Genomic DNA, 16,655 nt, shown 5'->3' with positions numbered 1-16,655 from the left:
CCGGGTCTTCCCCCGGCGGTTTTTATCTTTATGGAGTATGTGAATATGTCGACGAAACCCTTTGTTTATCAAGACCCGTTCCCGATGGCGCATGACGATACCGAATACTATTTGCTCAGCAAAGAGCACGTCTCGGTCGCCGAATTCGATGGTCAGGAAGTATTGAAAGTTGAACCACAGGCGTTAACCCTGCTGGCGCAGCAGGCCTTCCACGATGCCGCTTTCATGCTGCGCGTCTCACATCAGCAGCAGGTCGCGGCCATCCTGCTCGACCCGCAGGCCAGCGAAAACGACAAATACGTCGCGCTGCAATTCCTGCGTAATTCCGAAATCGCCGCCAAAGGCGTGCTGCCAACCTGCCAGGATACCGGCACCGCCATCATCATGGGTAAAAAAGGCCAGCGCGTATGGACCGGCGGCGGCGATGAAGCCGCGCTGGCGCAGGGCGTCTATAACACCTATACCGAAGACAACCTGCGTTACTCGCAGAATGCGCCGCTGGATATGTATAAAGAGGTCAACACCGGCACCAACCTGCCGGCGCAGATCGATCTCTACAGCGTCGATGGCGACGAATATAAATTCCTGTGTATGGCGAAAGGCGGCGGTTCCGCCAACAAAACCTATCTGTACCAGGAAACCAAAGCGTTAATCACCCCGGCGAAGCTGAAAAACTACCTCGTCGAAAAGATGCGTACCCTTGGTACCGCGGCCTGCCCGCCCTACCACATCGCCTTTGTGATTGGCGGCACCTCGGCGGAAGCGACGCTGAAGACCGTTAAGCTGGCTTCCGCCCGCTACTATGACGACCTGCCGACCGCGGGCAACGAGCACGGTCAGGCGTTCCGCGATGTGCAACTGGAGCAAGAGCTGCTGCAAGAAGCGCAAAACCTCGGTCTCGGCGCGCAGTTCGGCGGGAAATATTTCGCCCACGATATCCGCGTCATCCGTCTGCCGCGCCACGGCGCTTCGTGCCCGATCGGCATGGGCGTCTCCTGCTCCGCCGACCGCAATATCAAAGCTAAAATCAACCGCGACGGCATCTGGATTGAAAAACTGGAAAGCAACCCGGGGAAATACATTCCTGAACACCTGCGCCAGCAGGGCGAAGGCAATGTGGTTAGTATCAATCTGAACCAGCCGATGAGCGAGATCCTCACGCAGCTGTCGGCGCACCCGGTCTCCACGCGTCTGAGCCTTAACGGCACCATTATCGTGGCCCGCGACATTGCCCACGCTAAGCTGAAGGAACTTATCGATAACGGCGAAGCGCTGCCGCAGTACGTGAAAGATCACCCGATCTACTATGCCGGCCCGGCCAAAACGCCGGCCGGTTATGCCTCCGGTTCCCTCGGCCCGACCACCGCGGGACGTATGGATTCTTATGTCGATCTGCTGCAATCGCACGGCGCCAGCATGGTAATGCTGGCCAAAGGCAACCGCAGCCAGCAGGTGACCGATGCCTGTCATAAACACGGGGGATTCTACCTCGGCAGTATTGGCGGCCCGGCGGCAGTCCTCGCGCAACAGAGCATTAAGAGCCTCGAGTGCGTGGCCTATCCGGAACTGGGTATGGAAGCTATCTGGAAAATCGAAGTCGAAGATTTCCCGGCCTTTATTCTCGTTGATGATAAAGGTAACGATTTCTTCCAACAGATCCAAAATCAGCAGTGCGCCGGTTGTAAACAACACGGCTAATTCCCTCCCCGCCCGGCGGCTCATCGTCGGGCGTATTCTCCCCCTTTATTCTTGAATTCACCCGACGCTGAACTATGCTCAATCCAGCAGCCGCTCAGAGTTTGACCAGCTGAAAAATAACAATAATTCCCCCTTTTCCGGTGTCGCATATGAACAGGATCCAGGCGTTATTAACGGCGTGTTTTCTGCTATGGCTGGCCTTTCCGCTTTCGGCGGCAGAACCTCGTCAGCAGCCCACCGCTCGCGAGCAGGCGCGAACCGTCGCGATTTTCCATCAACCGATCGTCATGCTACAGGCGACATTCGGTCAGACCACGCCGGAAGAACGGGTTCTGCGCATCCGCAATACGTTACGCGCCTTCACCGAGGCCGATATCAGCCAGCCGCTGCAGGTGGTGCCAGTCACCCGCTACAACCAGCCGGGGCGGCTGTTTCTGATGAATGGCAAACCTATTATGTTGCTAAGCCAGGCCGACCTTGATGAAGGCGACGATCTTACCCTCGATCAGGCGGCGCAGCGCGTTCTTGCCCGTATGGAAGCGCAACGGACGTCGCTGCGTGAACAGTACAATACCCGCTATCTGCTGCTGGCGGCGCTAAAATCCGCCGCCGGCGCGTTGCTCCTCGCCCTGGCTGGTTATCTCGCGTTCCGTTCGTGGCGTCGAGTACGGCGCTTTTTCCATCTGCGGATCCTCGAAAAACGCAGCATGATCCCACATAACTGGCGGCGTTTTCTCGGCAACATTGAAAGCCGGTTATACGCGATGCTGGTCCTACTGCTTGGGGTACTGGCGGGTTATGTCTGGCTGAGTTGGGTATTCAGCCTGTTTCCGTGGACCCGGGTATGGGGAGAATCGCTCGGTGAGTGGTCGGTAGGGGTAATTCGTGATATTTCGCTGTCCATCGTGTCGGCGCTGCCGGGATTGATGATCGTACTGCTTATCTTTCTGATTACGTGGTTTATCATCCGCCTGCTGAAGGTGGTGTTGGATCAGGTCGCCGCCGGGCGTCTGCAGATCCCCGGTCTGCATCCGGAAACCGTCGGCGCCACGCGAAAGCTTATCGCCGTGGTTATCTGGCTCTTTGCGCTCTCCGCCGCCTATCCTTTCCTGCCAGGGGCAAACTCTCTGGCCTTCAAGGGGATTAGCGTATTTTTCGGCCTGATGTTGACGCTGGGCTCAGCGGGGGTGATGAATCACGCCATGAGCGGCCTGGTGCTGATTTATACCCGCGCGCTGCATAAAGGCGACTGGATCCGCATCGCCGATAACGAAGGCCAGGTCAGCGAGATCGGCATGCTGGCGACCAAAATCCTGACCCGCGAGAACTATATTGTCACCCTGCCGAACGCGGTGGTGGTCAGCGGTAAAATCACCAATCTCAGCGCCAATGACCCGCAACAGGGAATCAACCTCACCACCGGCGTGACCATTGGTTACGACACGCCGTGGCGGCAGGTACAGGCGATGCTGGAACTGGCGGCCCACCGCGCCCAGGGAGTGGATCATCAGGTGGCGCCGGTGGTTCGCAAACTGGGATTGCTCGACTGGTATACGTCGTATGAACTGCAGGTGCGGCTGTTACCGGAAACGACGCTGCCGGAGGGGCGCAACGCGCTGCACAGCAGCATTATCGATGTGTTTAACGAATTTGGCGTGCAGATTATGTCGCCCAATTTTGTTATGCAACCGAAAGGCGCGGTGGTGGTCGCCAAAGAGGATTGGTATACCGCCCCGGCCGTCGCGCCGCAGGAGCGCGACAGGTAACATCATCCCACGACGACGCAGCTTCATCAGGCAATGCCGGATGGCGCTGCGCTTATCCGGCCTACGATCCGTGCAGCCTGCCTTTAATTTATTCCCCATGCTGGCTGCAACTGCCGGTGTTGGTGGCCTCAAAATCGCTGAGACGTTCCCGGAAGGCCGGGGCAGCCCGCATGGATGCGGGCTGAGGGCCGTGTTTTGCAAGGACGCTGCCTCGGCCCGACCCGAAGCCTGCCGGGATAAGTCGAAGGTACCACGAAGTGGCGATTTTGGCGGCCAGAGCCTGGGGGTACAGGGGGCGGCGGCGACTGGCCGCCCCCTGTGCGCTCCCTGCGCCACGGAAAACATATTGCAGAAGAATTAACCGGGAGCGCAAGATGCTCTGGAGCGAAACGGGATAAACGCTTTTCTGAAGCTAAAAAGTTGCCAACGATAACAGTATCAACAACCGCATCGACAACAAATCAGCGCCGCGAAGCAGTTCCCCGCTACGCCTGCGCGGCGTCGATTTCGGCAAACACCTGCTGCGCCAGATGCAACGTGGCGTTCGCCGCCGGTAAACCGCAGTACAGCGCCGAATGCATAATCAACTCTTTCAGCTCATCACGGGTCACGCCATTATTAAAGGCGGCGCGCAGATGCATCTTAAGTTCCGCCTCGCGGTTCAGCGCAATCAGCATGGCGATGGTGATCATGCTGCGGGTATGGTGATCGAGACCCGGACGGGTCCAGGTTTCTCCCCAGGCGTAACGAGTGATGAAATCCTGAAACTCCTCGTTCAGCGGCGTCAGATTCTGCAGAGTACGGTCAACGTGAGCATCGCCTAATACCTTGCGGCGAACCTCCATTCCCTGCTGATAACGTTGTTTATCTTCCATTTTGCTCCCCCAGCAAAAAGCCGTTCAGCGCGGCGTTAAAGGCGGCTGGCGCTTCGATATTCGACAGATGCGACGCGCGCACCACCACCACCTGTGAATCGGCAATCTGCTGATGCAGGAAGTTAGCGTCGGCGACAGTCGTGACAGGGTCACTTTCCCCGGCAATAATCAGCACCGGAATCGAAATTTGCCCGACCTCTCCCCGCAGGTCTGCCGCCGCCAGGGCTTCGCAGCAGGCGGAGTAGCCTTCAGCGTCGCTATGGGTCAGTTGGTGACATAACGCCTCGACCACCTCCGGCGCGCGCTGGCGGAAATTATCAGTAAACCAGCGGTCCGCCGCTCCCGCGGCAACCACATCCATCCCTTCCTGACGCACCGCGCGGGCGCGGGAAAGCCAGCCCGACTGATCGCCGATCCGCGCCGCGGTATTAGCCACCGCCACCGCGTAAAAACGTTCCGGCGCAAAGCGCGCCAGCCATAATCCCGTCAGCCCGCCCATCGAAATACCGCAAAACAGCGCCTTACCGATATTAAGATGATCGAGCAGCGCAAGTACGTCTTCGCCCAGTTGCGCCAGGGTCACCTTGCCGTTTTTCGTCGTTTTACCATGGCCATGGGTGTCATAACGCAGTACGCGAAAATTCGCCGTCAGGGCCTCCATTTGCGGTTGCCACATGGCGCGCGTGGTGCCAAGCGAGTTCGACAGCACGATAACCGGCGCGCCTTCCGGCCCGTCGAGTTGATAATCAAGATTCATGATGTTGCTCCTGATAACGCGCCAGTACCTGGCGCACAAAGCGTTCGGCGCTACCGGTGGCCGTTTCCGGATCCAGTAGCGAGTTTAAACGTTCGCGGGAGAGATACTGATTGACCTGCGGGTCAGCCGCCAGCAGATCGACAAGTAAACCGTAACTGTCCAGAGCCTGGCGGCACAGCGCTTCTACACGATGATGCGCCTCGGCTTTGCCAATAAACTCCGCCAGCGCCAGGGTCACCGCTTCCGCCATAATCAGCCCGTGGGTAATATCAAGGTCGGCACGCATCTTATGCACGAAAACCTGCATCTCGCGCACCAGCATGTCGGTTTGCGCCAGCGCCCCGCCCACCAGCATGATCAGTTCCGGTAGCGTTTCCCATTCGGCCTGCCAGCCGCCGAGCGCGCGCTCATGCTGTTGGATTTGACCGGCGTAAAGGGTGGCGACCAGCCCCGGCGTGCGCTGCGCCGCGGTTAAAATCGCCGCGCAGGAGACCGGGTTACGTTTGTGCGGCATGGTCGAGGAGCCCCCGCGCCCTTCCGCCAGCGGTTCGCCGACTTCAGCGACCTCGGTTTGCATCAGCAGCGAAAAATCATTGGCGAATTTTCCCAAGGTACCGCAAACGCCAGCGAACCAGGCGCCGACCTCGAGGAAACGGTCACGCTGGCTATGCCATGGCGTATCCGGCAATTGTAGGTCAAGGGTTTGCGCCAATGCCTGCGCCACCTGCGGCGCCTGCTGTTTCAATGAATCAAGCGTGCCCGCCGCGCCGCCAAACTGCAGCGCCAGCACCCGTGGGCGCATCTCAATCAACCGCTGCTGCCAGCGCAACAGCGCATCCAGCGTCCCCGCCAGTTTAAGGCCAAAGGTGATCGGTAGCGCATGTTGCATCCAGGTGCGTCCCGGCATCACCGTATGTTGATAGCGCTGCGCCTGTTCGGCAAGCGCGTCAATCAGGATTTGTAGCAGGCTATCCGTCGCCGCTAGCGCGCCGCGCAGTTGCAGAACAAAGCCGGTATCGATAGCGTCCTGGCTGGTGGCGCCCCAATGGACATAGCGCGCGGCGTCCGGATCCTGTGCTTTCACCCGCGCGGTCAGCTGTTTGACCAGCGGAATAGCCAGATTGCCGGCGCTGGCCGCAGCCTGTCCAAGCGCGTCGAAATCAATAAGCGCATGCCGGCAGGCGTTGACTATCGGCAAGACTGCCGCCTGCGGCACCAGCCCGCAGTCGGCCTGCGCCTGCACCAGCGCGGCTTCGAAATCCAGCATGCCCTGTACCCGCTGCGCATCGCTAAACCAGTCGGTTAGCGGACTGCTGCGCAACATGGGGGTCAACAAACTCATCGCGACTCCTTAAACGCGTTCAATAATCAGCGCAATCCCCTGGCCCACGCCGATACACATGGTGCACAGCGCATAGCGGCCGCCGGTACGCTTCAACTGATAAGCGGCGGTCATCGCCAGACGTCCGCCGGAAGCTCCCAGCGGATGACCCAGCGCGATGGCCCCGCCGTTGGGGTTAACGTGGGCAGCATCATCCGGCAGGCCTAAATCACGGGTAACCGCCAGCGCCTGCGCGGCAAAAGCCTCATTCAGTTCGATGACATCCATCTGCGCCAGCGTCAGCCCGGTTTGCGCTAACACTTTACGCACCGCCGGCGCCGGGCCGAAGCCCATAATTCGCGGCGCCACCCCCGCCGTCGCCACGCCGACAACTCGCGCCAGCGGCTGTAAATCATTCGCCGACATCGCCTGCTCACTGGCCAACAGCAGCCCGCAGGCGCCGTCATTGACGCCGGAGGCGTTACCGGCGGTAACGCTGCCGTCGGCGCGAACCACGCCGCGCAGTTTAGCCAGGGCTTCCAGCGAGGTGCTGCGCGGGTGTTCATCGCGGCTGAAGCGCAGCGGCTCTCCTTTGCGTTGCGGTACCGACACGGCGATCAGTTCATCGGCGAAACGCCCCGCCTCCTGCGCCGCGGCGGTACGCTGCTGGCTACGAAGCGCAAAAGCGTCCTGGTCGGCGCGAGAAATGGCGAACTCATCGGCGACGTTTTCCGCGGTTTCGGGCATCGAGTGCACGCCGTACAACGCTTTCATCTGCGGGTTAATAAAACGCCAGCCAATGGTGGTATCTTCCATTTGCATCGAGCGGCTAAAGGCGCTCTCGGCTTTCCCCATCACAAACGGCGCGCGCGACATACTCTCCACCCCACCGGCGATCATCAGTTGAGTTTCGCCGCTTTTAATGGCCCGCGCCGCGACGCCGATCGCATCAAGGCTCGAGCCGCACAGGCGGTTAATCGTGCTGCCGGGAACGCTCTGCGGCAGCCCGGCCAGCAACAACGCCATACGCGCCACGTTACGGTTATCTTCTCCGGCCTGGTTGGCGCAGCCGTAGATAACATCGTCAATTAGCGCCGGATCGAGGCCCGGATTACGCTCCAGCAGCGCTTTCAGCGGCAGCGCCGCCAGATCGTCAGCGCGCATACTCGATAATGCGCCGCCAAAACGGCCAAACGGCGTACGTACCGCATCACAGATAAATGCCTGATTCATCATAGGTTCCTTACGCGCTTTCCGCCAGTTGTTCAAAAGTCAGCGCCACCGGTGTGATGCGCTGTAGCTCTTCAAATGAGAGGCCATTAAAGATTTCGCGCACCACCGGGCCGCGGTCGGTAATATCGATGACCGCCAGATCGGTATAGATACGGCTGACGCAACCGACGCCGGTCAGCGGGTAGCTGCACTGTTCGACCAGTTTGCATTCGCCATCGCGGGTCAGATGGTCCATCATCACAAACACCTGGCGGGCGCCGATAGCCAAATCCATCGCCCCTCCAACCGCCGGGATCGAATCCGGCGCGCCGGTGCTCCAGTTAGCGAGATCGCCGCTGGCGGAAACCTGATAGGCGCCCAGCACGCAGATATCGAGATGCCCGCCGCGCATCATGGCGAAGGAGTCGCCATGGTGGAAAAAACAGCCTCCCTGCAGCAGAGTGACATACTCTTTACCCGCGTTGATCAGTTCCGGGTCCTCTTCGCCGGACTGCGGCTTCGGCCCCATTCCCAGTAGCCCGTTTTCACTGTGCAGGAACACCTCTTTATCGGCAGGTAGATAGTTGGCGATACGGGTTGGCAGGCCAATACCGAGGTTTACGTAAGCGCCTTCTGGAATATCGCGGGCGACGCGCTGGGCCATTTCGTCACGAGTCAGTTTTTGCATGTTCGGCTCCTCAGGCGCTTTGCGCGACGGACAGATTTTCCAGCGAGAATACGCGCTGGACGAAAATCCCCGGGGTGATGATGTTTTCCGGGTCGAGTTCGCCAAGGGCGACCAGCTGCGAGACTTCAACAATGGTAGTTTTGGCGGCGGTCGCCATAATCGGGCCGAAGTTGCGCGCCGCTTTGCGATATACCAGGTTGCCCCAGCGGTCGCCCTGATGGGCTTTAATAAGAGCAAAATCGGCTTTAATCGGATACTCAAGCACATAGTGGCGGCCGTCGATTTCCCGGGTTTCTTTGCCTTCCGCCAGCGGCGTGCCGTAGCCCGTCGGGGTAAAGACTGCGCCGAGACCCGCGCCAGCGGCCTGGATCCGCGCCGCCAGATTGCCCTGCGGCACCAGTTCCAGCTCAACCTTGCCGCGGCGATAGAGGTCATCGAAAATTTGTGAATCCACCTGACGCGGGAATGAGCAGATCATTTTGCGCACCCGTCCGGCTTTGAGCAGCGCCGCCAGCCCCACTTCGCCATTGCCCGCGTTGTTATTAATAATGGTTAGGTCGCGGGCGCCCTGTTCAATCAGAGCATCAATCAGGTACGTCGGCTGCCCGGCGGGGCCAAATCCGCCAATCATGATGGTCGCGCCGTCGTGGATCCCGGCAATGGCCTCACTCAGCGTCGACACGCTTTTATCAATCATCAGGTCGCTCCTTAACGTGCGGTAATCGCACTTATATGCGTTGTTCGCACAAAATGTGACCCGCTTAACGATGCTGGTCAAGGGCGATAATCGAAATATGGTGCGATAATCGAACATCGTATATCTTTAGCGAAAGAATGTGATCGATGGCAAATACGGAGAACAAAATGGACAAGCATCCAGATGATGTAGTGGCGGGCGACGGCGATCCGTTTAAGGGCGACCCGAACTTTATGGCGTCGCTGGCGCGGGGGCTGGAAGTCATTCAGGCTTTTACCCCGCAGCGCCCGGTGCTGTCGATTTCGCAGATCAGCCAGAAAACCGGCATTCCTCGCGCGGCGGTACGGCGCTGCCTGTATACCTTAAGCAAACTGGGATTCGTCTACGCCGAAGACGGTAAGAATTTCCAGCTGCGTCCACGGATACTTGCCCTTGGTCACGCCTGGCTGGCCTCAACGCCGCTGGCGCGCTCGGCGCAGCCGGTGCTCAAACATCTGAGCGAAATGCTCAATGAGTCCTGCTCAATCGCCACCCTTGATGGCGACGATATCCTGTATATCGCCCGCGCCTCCAGTTCGCGAATTATGACGATCGATCTTGATATCGGCAGCCGCCTGCCGGCGTGGGCGACCTCCATGGGGCGCGTGCTGTTAAGCCATCAGCCGGAAGAACGGCTGAACGACATGCTGGGCCGGGTGACGATGATTCGCTACACCCCGCAGACGGTAGATTCGGTGAATAAGCTGCGCGCGGAGCTAAAACGCGTGCATCAGCAGGGATATGCGTTGAACGATCAGGAACTGGAAATGGGGCTGCGTTCGCTGGCGGTACCGCTGTATAACCCGCAGGGACAGGTGGAAGCGGCGCTAAACGTCGGGGTTCACGCGGGCCAGATGTCGACCCGCGAAATGCTGGACCGGGTGCTGCCGGAACTACAAAAAGCCGCCCGCGAGCTAACGCTGCTGCTGCGCTAGCGGCTACGTTTGGCGTGCAGCTCCCAGTTCTCCTGTTTGGCCTGCTCTGATTTACGCAGCGCAACATAGCAGGCGCCGCTGCCGCCGTGGTGCGGTAGCGCGGCGCAAAACGCCTGTACCTCAGGCAGCTCTGGCAGCCAGCGCGCCAGGTAGCTGCGAATAATATTGGCATGGGCCTGGTCATCACGGCCTTTGCCGTGGATGATAAGTAAATTACGCAGCCCTTCTTTTTGCGCCTGTATCACGAAGGCGAACAGCATTTGCCGGCACTGTTCGACCGGCTGGCGCAGAAGCGACAGGCTTGCCTGCTGGCTGTATTTTCCACGCCGCAGCTTTTCCAGCACTCCGCTTTGCAGCCCTTCCCGTTTGAACTCCAGCGGTACGGCGAGCGGCACAATATCGAGGTAGCCGGTAGTCAGATAATTATCGAGCTGCAGGGTATCGATGCGCTGCGGCGCGCGCGCGGGGCGTTCACGATGCCAGTGCACATCATTATTACGTTTCAGAGGCTGGACATCCTCCATGGCGTCAAGAAACAGGGATTTGTCGTCAAGGTTCATGGTCACTCCTCCAGCGGCTATCGCCTGCTACTATAGCCGCCTCGCGCCTGCCCCTCAACGCGTTTAGCCGCCACTGCCGACAAATAGCCCCACGCAGGATATTTAAGGAAACAATTGACGGCTTTGACGACGAAACAGGGTGATTAACGAAGCCGTTAACGGCGTCTGTCGCGTGTCGCGCCGCTGGATCAGGTAGTAGGTTGCCCTGGGCAACGTTTCACGTATGGGGATCATCACCAGTTTATCCGCCATCATCGGATCGTTTCCGAGCTCTACCGGCAGAATGCTGAGGAAATCGCTCTTCACCACCAGACTGATGCACGAAGAGAAGGTTTCACACACGATATCGACCTTGGGCGCCAGCCCGGCCTGGTTAAACATCTCCTGCAGTTGTTTAAAGTAGCTACCGCGCGGCGTTGGCATCGTCCAGTGGTGTTCGAGCAATTCAGTCAGGGAAGTGGCGCGCGCCGCCGGATGTCCGGCGCGGGCGAATACCGCGAATGGTTTCTCAAACAGTTTTTCAAAGCTGAATTCATGATCGTACGGGCCGGGATAGTAGGTGTTGATAGTGAAATCAAGCTCACCCTGCCGCAGTTCATTAATCATCGCCAGGAGTTGCCCTTCCATGATCCGTACCTTCACCAGCGGATGCTGCTGATGAAAGCGGCAAATCACCGATGGCATCAGCGACCGCGCGACGCTGGCGCCGAGACCAATATTAATCTGCCCGGCCTGCTCGCCCTGACGCTGCAGCAGTTCATCCTGCGCCGCCCGAAGCTCTTCAAGGATCAGGCTCGCATGTTGATAAAAACTTTCGCCGTTTTCCGTCAGCGCCACCCCCTGGCTGCGGCGGACAAACAGTTGGGCGGAAAGCCCTTCTTCCAGCTCTTTAATCGCTTTGGTCAACGCGGGCTGCGAGATAGCAAGCGCCCGGCTGGCGCCGCGAATACTCCCCTCGCGGGCAACCTCAACGAAAGCGCGAATTTGATGAAATTTAATCTGAAATGACATGTTTTAGGTGATAACCATTGCTTATCAGACAGAAGAAAATGACATCTACTGTAATCGAACATGCTGTGGCAGGTTAAGGGTGAGATTGCATGAAAGGCGTATGTGATAAGCAAAAGCTATCACTTCGTGAACGCCGTCACACTTTTTAATTATGACAGGAAGGGTTATGCCGCAACTTCATGAATTCATCAGCCAACTGGCGCCGGAAATGACGCAATGGCGTCGTGATTTTCACCTGCACGCGGAGTCCGGCTGGCTGGAATTTCGCACCGCCAGCAAGGTTGCCGGGATCTTAGACGGCCTCGGTTATCAACTGGCGCTGGGGCGCGACGTTATCGATGCCGACAGCCGAATGGGGCTGCCCGACGACGCCACCCTGGCACAGGCATTCCAGCGAGCCCGCGAACAGGGAGCGCCGGAACGTTGGCTAACGGCTTTTGAAGGCGGATTCGCCGGCGTCGTCGCCACCCTGGACACCGGCCGCCCCGGCCCGACGCTGGCGTTTCGCGTCGATATGGACGCGCTCGATCTTAACGAACAACACGACGATTGCCATCGCCCGCATCGCGCGGGTTTCGCCTCCTGCAACGCCGGGATGATGCACGCCTGCGGCCATGACGGCCATACCGCCATCGGGCTGAGTTTAGCGCATGTGCTACAGCAGTATGCCGATCGGCTCAACGGGATCATCAAGCTGATTTTCCAGCCTGCCGAAGAAGGTACCCGCGGCGCGCGCGCGATGGTGGCGGCAGGCGTGCTCGATAACGTGGACTACTTTACCGCCATTCATATCGGCACCGGCGTCCCCAGCGGCACCGTGGTCTGCGGCGGTGACAACTTTATGGCGACCACCAAATTCGACGTGCAATTCGAGGGCGTCGCGGCACACGCCGGCGGCAAACCGGAAGATGGGCGCAACGCGCTACTGGCCGCCGCGCAGGCCGCCCTCGCATTACACGCCATCGCGCCGCACAGCGCCGGCGCCTCGCGGGTTAACGTCGGCGTTATGCAGGCCGGCACCGGGCGCAACGTGGTCCCTTCTTCCGCGCTGATAAAAGTGGAAACCCGCGGCGAGACGGAAGCTATCAACCAGTATGTGTTTGAGCGGGCGCAAAATGTGATTGCCGGCGCCGCAGCGATGTATGAAGCCCGCTATGAACTTCGGCTCATGGGCGCGGCGACCTCCAGCGCGCCCTCTCCGGCGTGGGTGCGATACCTGCGTGAGCAGGCAGCACAGGTGCCGGGGGTGGTAGAGGCGGTCGATCATATTGCCGCGCCGGCGGGATCCGAAGATGCCACTTTGATGATGGCGCGCGTACAGGAACGCGGCGGGCTGGCTTCATACATGATTTTCGGTACTGAACTGAGCGCCGGACATCACAATGAGAAATTTGATTTCGACGAAGGCGTGATGACCATCGCGGTCGAGACGCTGGCGCGCATCGCGCTCAACTTTCCCTGGCAGCGAGGTGTGTGATGGAAAAGATCTATCAATTTGTTGATGACATCATTGAATCGCGACGCGACGATTTTTGCGCTATTGCCGATGATATCTGGGATCATCCGGAAACCCGATTCCAGGAATTCTGGTCCGCCGCGCGGTTGGCCGACGCGCTGGAAGCGGAAGGTTTTCAACTAAGCCGTCACGCTGGTGGAATCCCCAATGCGTTTATCGCCAGCTTTGGCGAGGGTAAACCAGTCATCGCCCTGCTCGGCGAGTTTGATGCGCTGGCAGGACTCAGCCAACAGGCGCACAGTGCTGAACCAACATCCGCGACGCCGGGGGAAAACGGCCACGGCTGTGGGCATAATCTCCTCGGCACCGCGGCGTTCGCCGCCGCCGTCGCTGCGAAACAGTGGCTGCAGCAGCATGGCGGCTCGGGCACCCTGCGCTTTTATGGCTGCCCGGGCGAAGAAGGCGGTTCGGGTAAAACCTTTATGGTGCGCGAGGGACTATTCGATGATATCGACGCCGCCCTCACCTGGCATCCGGAAGCCTGGGCCGGGATGTTCAGCACCAGCACGCTGGCCAATATTCAGGCGGCGTGGCGCTTTACCGGAACCGCCGCGCACGCGGCAAACTCGCCGCATCTGGGGCGTAGCGCGTTGGACGCCGTCACGCTGATGACCACCGGCAGTAACTTCCTCAATGAGCATATTATCGAGAAGGCGCGTGTGCACTACGCCATTACCGATACCGGCGGCGTGTCGCCCAACGTGGTGCAGGCGCAGGCTGAAGTGCTGTATTTAATTCGCGCTCCGGAAATGGCCGACGTGCAGCAAATCTTCGCCCGCATTGAGAAAATCGCCCAGGGCGCCGCGCTGATGACCGAAACCAGCGTCAGTTGCCGTTTTGAAAAAGCCTGTTCCAGCTATCTCCCTAATCGCACGCTGGAAGCGGCAATGTATCAGGCCGTATGTCATTACGGTACGCCGCAATGGAGTGACGAAGAGCGCGCTTTCGCGGTGGATATTCGCGCCACGCTCGGCGTGAACGATATAAATAACAGCCTGAAGAATATTGCCGGCACCAGCGGTGAAGAAGGAAAAGCGTTTGCCCGCCGCCATCAGGACACGGTGTTGATTGATGAAGTCGCGCCGTGGGCGGCGACGGAAAACGTGCTGGCCGGCTCTACCGACGTCGGCGACGTGAGCTGGAAAGCGCCGGTGGCCCAGTGTTTTAGCCCCTGCTTCGCCATCGGTACGCCGCTGCATAGCTGGCAACTGGTGAGCCAGGGAAGAACGTCCATTGCCCATAAAGGGATGCTGCTGGCGGGTAAGATACTGGGAGCGACGGCGATTCGTTTGTTCAGCGACAGGCCGTTGCTCGAAGCAAGCCAGCAGGAACTGGCTCAGGTACTGGCGGTTAGCCCATATCAGTGCCCGATCCCGCGTGACGTCGTACCATCAATTTTAAAATAAGAAAAATTAGCCTCTGGGATAGCGTACAGCGCATGGCAATCGCCAATAAAAACAACAGCTGACAACCCATGAGGCATGCCGCAACCAACACAACAACGACAACTGAGGAACGCCCATGAGTATGTCATCCATACCGTCGCATTCCCCCACCGGTAAGCTGTATGGCTGGGTTGAAAAAATAGGTAATAAGGTTCCGCATCCATTTTTGCTGTTTATCTATCTGATCGTCGCGCTGATGGCCGCCACCGCCATTTTGTCGGCGCTAAACGTCGGCGTACAGAACCCTACCGACGGTTCGCGAGTGGTGGTAAAGAATCTGCTCAGCGTTGAAGGGCTGCACTGGTTTCTGCCAAACGTGATTAAAAACTTTAGCGGCTTCGCGCCGCTGGGGGCGATTCTGGCGCTGGTGCTCGGCGCTGGTTTTGCCGAACGGGTCGGCCTGCTGCCGTCGCTGATGGTCAAGATGTCATCGCACGTTAGCGCGCGTTACGCCAGTTACATGGTGTTATTTATCGCCTTCTTCAGCCACATCTCTTCCGATGCGGCGCTGGTCATTATGCCGCCGCTGGGGGCGTTAATGTTTCTCGCCGTGGGCCGCCATCCGGTAGCCGGTTTGCTGGCGGCAATCGCCGGCGTCGGCTGCGGGTTTACGGCAAATTTACTTATTGTCACCACCGACGTGTTGCTCTCTGGTATCAGTACCGAAGCGGCGAAAACGCTTGATGCCTCGCTGCATGTTAGCGTTATCGACAACTGGTATTTCATGGCCACCTCAGTCATCGTTCTGACGCTGGTCGGCGGATTAATCACCGATAAACTGGTCGAGCCACGGTTAGGAAAGTGGCAGGGCCAGAGTGATGAAACGCTGCAGACGCTGACGGCGGAACAGCGGTTCGGGCTGCGTATTGCCGGTATCGCGGCGCTGCTGTTTGTGGCGGTTATCGCGCTGATGGTGGTGCCGGAAAACGGCATCCTGCGCGATCCCATCAAACATACCGTGATGCCCTCGCCCTTTATTAAAGGCATTGTGCCGCTGATTATCTTTTTCTTTTTTGTCGTGTCTTTGGCTTACGGCATCGCTACCGGCAAAATTCGCCGTCAGGCTGACCTGCCGCAGTTAATGATCGAGCCGATGAAGGAGATGGCCGGATTTATCGTGATGGTCTTCCCACTGGCCCAGTTTGTCGCCATGTTTAACTGGAGCAATATGGGTAAATTCATGGCCGTTGGTCTAACCGATGTGCTGGAAAGCGCGGGAATGAATGGCGTGCCGGCGTTTGTCGGCCTGGCGCTGCTGTCGGCGTTTTTGTGTATGTTTATCGCCAGCGGTTCGGCTATCTGGTCGATTCTGGCGCCCATTTTTGTACCAATGTTCATGCTGCTGGGCTTTCACCCGGCGTTTGCGCAGATCCTGTTTCGTATCGCTGACTCTTCCGTGCTGCCGCTCGCGCCGGTATCGCCGTTTGTGCCGCTGTTTCTCGGCTTTTTACAGCGCTACCGGCCCGAAGCCAGACTGGGCACCTACTATTCGCTGGTATTACCCTACCCGCTCATTTTCTTAGCCGTCTGGCTACTGCTGCTGGTGGGCTGGTATCTGGTAGGGCTACCGATTGGCCCAGGTATTTATCCACGCTTACCCTAACGCAGCGACAGGCCAGGGAGGGCCTGCGGGCGTTAACGCGATGTGCTGCGATGCAGGAACGTTTTATACAGGCTTTCGATGACCACCGACAGCAAATTGATAGCTAACCCACTGATAATCAACACAACAACCCCTGTTAATATGTATTGCATATCGCCACCTTTCTGTTGGTTAAAAAAAACCAGCGCCAAAGCGCTGGAAAAATAATTGACTCAAGGAATGCCTGTATATTTATCTGCGGCGCCGGGTGCCTCCCGGTGGATTAGCCAGTTCACACTAATCCGCGTGCGTATGACAAACTGCATAGGAATTTGAACTGAACGCTTCTCCGCACAGGGAAATTCGCCGCCAGACAAAGGTAGCAAAATGCCCTTCACGACGCGCCTGGTAGTTAATGCAAAAATAAACATTACTTCACCCCTTCCTTTATTCCTGCAATTTGCGATCGGGCAATGGAATGACTGAATTTAAATGACTGCGATTCGTATTTATAAATTAATAGTACAGGTTTCATTATTTGCTGACCTTTCGG

15 protein-coding genes are annotated in these 16,655 nt (G+C 58.4%); 6 read left to right on the top strand and 9 right to left on the bottom strand.

Annotated features, from left to right (window positions below; translation table 11 throughout):
• Nucleotides 1-45: 45 nt before the first annotated feature.
• Together fumA and PGR10_RS02415 are read left to right on the top strand one after the other, a co-directional pair.
• Nucleotides 46-1,698: a class I fumarate hydratase FumA gene (fumA, locus tag PGR10_RS02420; protein ID WP_213317628.1), complete on the top strand. Its 1,653-nt coding sequence runs from the start codon at nucleotides 46-48 to the stop codon at nucleotides 1,696-1,698.
• Between the two features lie 149 nt (nucleotides 1,699-1,847).
• Nucleotides 1,848-3,464 carry a mechanosensitive ion channel family protein gene (locus tag PGR10_RS02415; RefSeq protein ID WP_308958785.1) on the top strand — a complete coding sequence of 539 codons (1,617 nt, stop codon included), beginning with the start codon at nucleotides 1,848-1,850 and terminating at the stop codon, nucleotides 3,462-3,464.
• A gap of 485 nt (nucleotides 3,465-3,949) precedes the next feature.
• Here the strand turns inward: PGR10_RS02415 and pcaC are convergent, their stop codons facing one another.
• From pcaC to PGR10_RS02385, 6 genes are read right to left on the bottom strand one after another with little or no spacing between them, the layout of a single operon-like run.
• Nucleotides 3,950-4,339 carry a 4-carboxymuconolactone decarboxylase gene (pcaC, locus tag PGR10_RS02410; RefSeq protein WP_015705266.1) on the bottom strand — a complete coding sequence of 130 codons (390 nt, stop codon included), beginning with the start codon at nucleotides 4,337-4,339 and terminating at the stop codon, nucleotides 3,950-3,952.
• On the bottom strand, nucleotides 4,329-5,096 hold the full coding sequence (gene pcaD / locus PGR10_RS02405) for a 3-oxoadipate enol-lactonase (protein ID WP_430922847.1): 768 nt from the start codon (nucleotides 5,094-5,096) through the stop codon (nucleotides 4,329-4,331). The genes pcaC and pcaD overlap by 11 nt, the downstream gene beginning before the upstream one ends.
• A complete protein-coding gene (locus PGR10_RS02400; RefSeq protein ID WP_430922846.1) occupies nucleotides 5,086-6,438 on the bottom strand; it encodes a 3-carboxy-cis,cis-muconate cycloisomerase in 1,353 nt (450 codons plus the stop codon). The genes pcaD and PGR10_RS02400 overlap by 11 nt, the downstream gene beginning before the upstream one ends.
• A 9-nt stretch (nucleotides 6,439-6,447) precedes the next feature.
• Entirely contained in the window at nucleotides 6,448-7,650 is a 1,203-nt protein-coding gene (gene pcaF / locus PGR10_RS02395; protein WP_430922498.1) for a 3-oxoadipyl-CoA thiolase, read from the bottom strand.
• Between the two features lie 10 nt (nucleotides 7,651-7,660).
• Complete coding sequence (locus PGR10_RS02390) at nucleotides 7,661-8,317, bottom strand: 3-oxoacid CoA-transferase subunit B (RefSeq protein WP_087858510.1); 657 nt, start codon at nucleotides 8,315-8,317, stop codon at nucleotides 7,661-7,663.
• Nucleotides 8,318-8,327: 10 nt separating this feature from the next.
• Nucleotides 8,328-9,014 carry a 3-oxoacid CoA-transferase subunit A gene (locus PGR10_RS02385; protein ID WP_032707939.1) on the bottom strand — a complete coding sequence of 229 codons (687 nt, stop codon included), beginning with the start codon at nucleotides 9,012-9,014 and terminating at the stop codon, nucleotides 8,328-8,330.
• Nucleotides 9,015-9,181: 167 nt separating this feature from the next.
• Between PGR10_RS02385 and PGR10_RS02380 the strand changes: the two genes are divergently transcribed.
• Nucleotides 9,182-9,988, top strand: a complete 807-nt coding sequence (locus tag PGR10_RS02380) for an IclR family transcriptional regulator domain-containing protein (protein WP_015366809.1) — start codon at nucleotides 9,182-9,184, stop codon at nucleotides 9,986-9,988.
• On the opposite strand, the gene smrA is transcribed toward PGR10_RS02380, so the two are convergent.
• Both smrA and PGR10_RS02370 read right to left on the bottom strand, forming a co-directional pair.
• The gene (gene smrA, locus PGR10_RS02375) at nucleotides 9,985-10,548 is read right to left on the bottom strand and encodes a DNA endonuclease SmrA (RefSeq protein ID WP_087858509.1); all 564 of its coding nucleotides are present in this window, start codon (nucleotides 10,546-10,548) and stop codon (nucleotides 9,985-9,987) included. The genes PGR10_RS02380 and smrA overlap by 4 nt on opposite strands.
• Nucleotides 10,549-10,650: 102 nt before the next feature.
• The gene (locus PGR10_RS02370; RefSeq protein ID WP_087858508.1) at nucleotides 10,651-11,559 is read right to left on the bottom strand and encodes a LysR family transcriptional regulator; all 909 of its coding nucleotides are present in this window, start codon (nucleotides 11,557-11,559) and stop codon (nucleotides 10,651-10,653) included.
• Nucleotides 11,560-11,725: 166 nt separating this feature from the next.
• Here PGR10_RS02370 and PGR10_RS02365 point away from each other — a divergent pair, with 166 nt between their 5' ends.
• The 3 genes from PGR10_RS02365 (at nucleotide 11,726) to abgT (ending at nucleotide 16,123) form a co-directional block, all read left to right on the top strand.
• Entirely contained in the window at nucleotides 11,726-13,036 is a 1,311-nt protein-coding gene (locus PGR10_RS02365) for a M20 family metallo-hydrolase (protein ID WP_430922845.1), read from the top strand.
• Nucleotides 13,036-14,481, top strand: a complete 1,446-nt coding sequence (locus tag PGR10_RS02360) for a M20 family metallopeptidase (RefSeq protein WP_087858506.1) — start codon at nucleotides 13,036-13,038, stop codon at nucleotides 14,479-14,481. The genes PGR10_RS02365 and PGR10_RS02360 overlap by 1 nt, the downstream gene beginning before the upstream one ends.
• 115 nt (nucleotides 14,482-14,596) lie before the next feature.
• Complete coding sequence (gene abgT / locus PGR10_RS02355; RefSeq protein WP_087858505.1) at nucleotides 14,597-16,123, top strand: p-aminobenzoyl-glutamate transporter; 1,527 nt, start codon at nucleotides 14,597-14,599, stop codon at nucleotides 16,121-16,123.
• A 32-nt stretch (nucleotides 16,124-16,155) separates the two neighbouring features.
• On the opposite strand, the gene PGR10_RS02350 is transcribed toward abgT, so the two are convergent.
• Nucleotides 16,156-16,248, bottom strand: coding sequence for a phosphatidate cytidylyltransferase (locus PGR10_RS02350; protein ID WP_372585015.1), 93 nt, complete (start codon nucleotides 16,246-16,248; stop codon nucleotides 16,156-16,158).
• Nucleotides 16,249-16,655: the final 407 nt, after the last annotated feature.

Source organism: Klebsiella sp. 141198 (genome assembly GCF_050600785.1).
GTDB lineage: Bacteria > Pseudomonadota > Gammaproteobacteria > Enterobacterales > Enterobacteriaceae > Klebsiella > Klebsiella aerogenes.
This window is presented reverse-complemented; position numbering and strand designations above follow the sequence as displayed.

Bases quoted from the DNA above. Each gene is read 5' to 3' on its own strand.
- PGR10_RS02390 (WP_087858510.1), bottom strand. From the start codon at position 8,317: ATGCAAAAACTGACTCGTGACGAAATGGCCCAGCGCGTCGCCCGCGAT.
- PGR10_RS02365 (WP_430922845.1), top strand. From the start codon at position 11,726: ATGCCGCAACTTCATGAATTCATCAGCCAACTGGCGCCGGAAATGACG.
- abgT (WP_087858505.1), top strand. From the start codon at position 14,597: ATGAGTATGTCATCCATACCGTCGCATTCCCCCACCGGTAAGCTGTAT.
- smrA (WP_087858509.1), bottom strand. From the start codon at position 10,548: ATGAACCTTGACGACAAATCCCTGTTTCTTGACGCCATGGAGGATGTC.
- PGR10_RS02380 (WP_015366809.1), top strand. From the start codon at position 9,182: ATGGACAAGCATCCAGATGATGTAGTGGCGGGCGACGGCGATCCGTTT.
- PGR10_RS02415 (WP_308958785.1), top strand. From the start codon at position 1,848: ATGAACAGGATCCAGGCGTTATTAACGGCGTGTTTTCTGCTATGGCTG.
- pcaF (WP_430922498.1), bottom strand. From the start codon at position 7,650: ATGAATCAGGCATTTATCTGTGATGCGGTACGTACGCCGTTTGGCCGT.
- PGR10_RS02385 (WP_032707939.1), bottom strand. From the start codon at position 9,014: ATGATTGATAAAAGCGTGTCGACGCTGAGTGAGGCCATTGCCGGGATC.
- PGR10_RS02370 (WP_087858508.1), bottom strand. From the start codon at position 11,559: ATGTCATTTCAGATTAAATTTCATCAAATTCGCGCTTTCGTTGAGGTT.
- fumA (WP_213317628.1), top strand. From the start codon at position 46: ATGTCGACGAAACCCTTTGTTTATCAAGACCCGTTCCCGATGGCGCAT.
- PGR10_RS02360 (WP_087858506.1), top strand. From the start codon at position 13,036: ATGGAAAAGATCTATCAATTTGTTGATGACATCATTGAATCGCGACGC.
- pcaD (WP_430922847.1), bottom strand. From the start codon at position 5,096: ATGAATCTTGATTATCAACTCGACGGGCCGGAAGGCGCGCCGGTTATC.
- pcaC (WP_015705266.1), bottom strand. From the start codon at position 4,339: ATGGAAGATAAACAACGTTATCAGCAGGGAATGGAGGTTCGCCGCAAG.
- PGR10_RS02400 (WP_430922846.1), bottom strand. From the start codon at position 6,438: ATGAGTTTGTTGACCCCCATGTTGCGCAGCAGTCCGCTAACCGACTGG.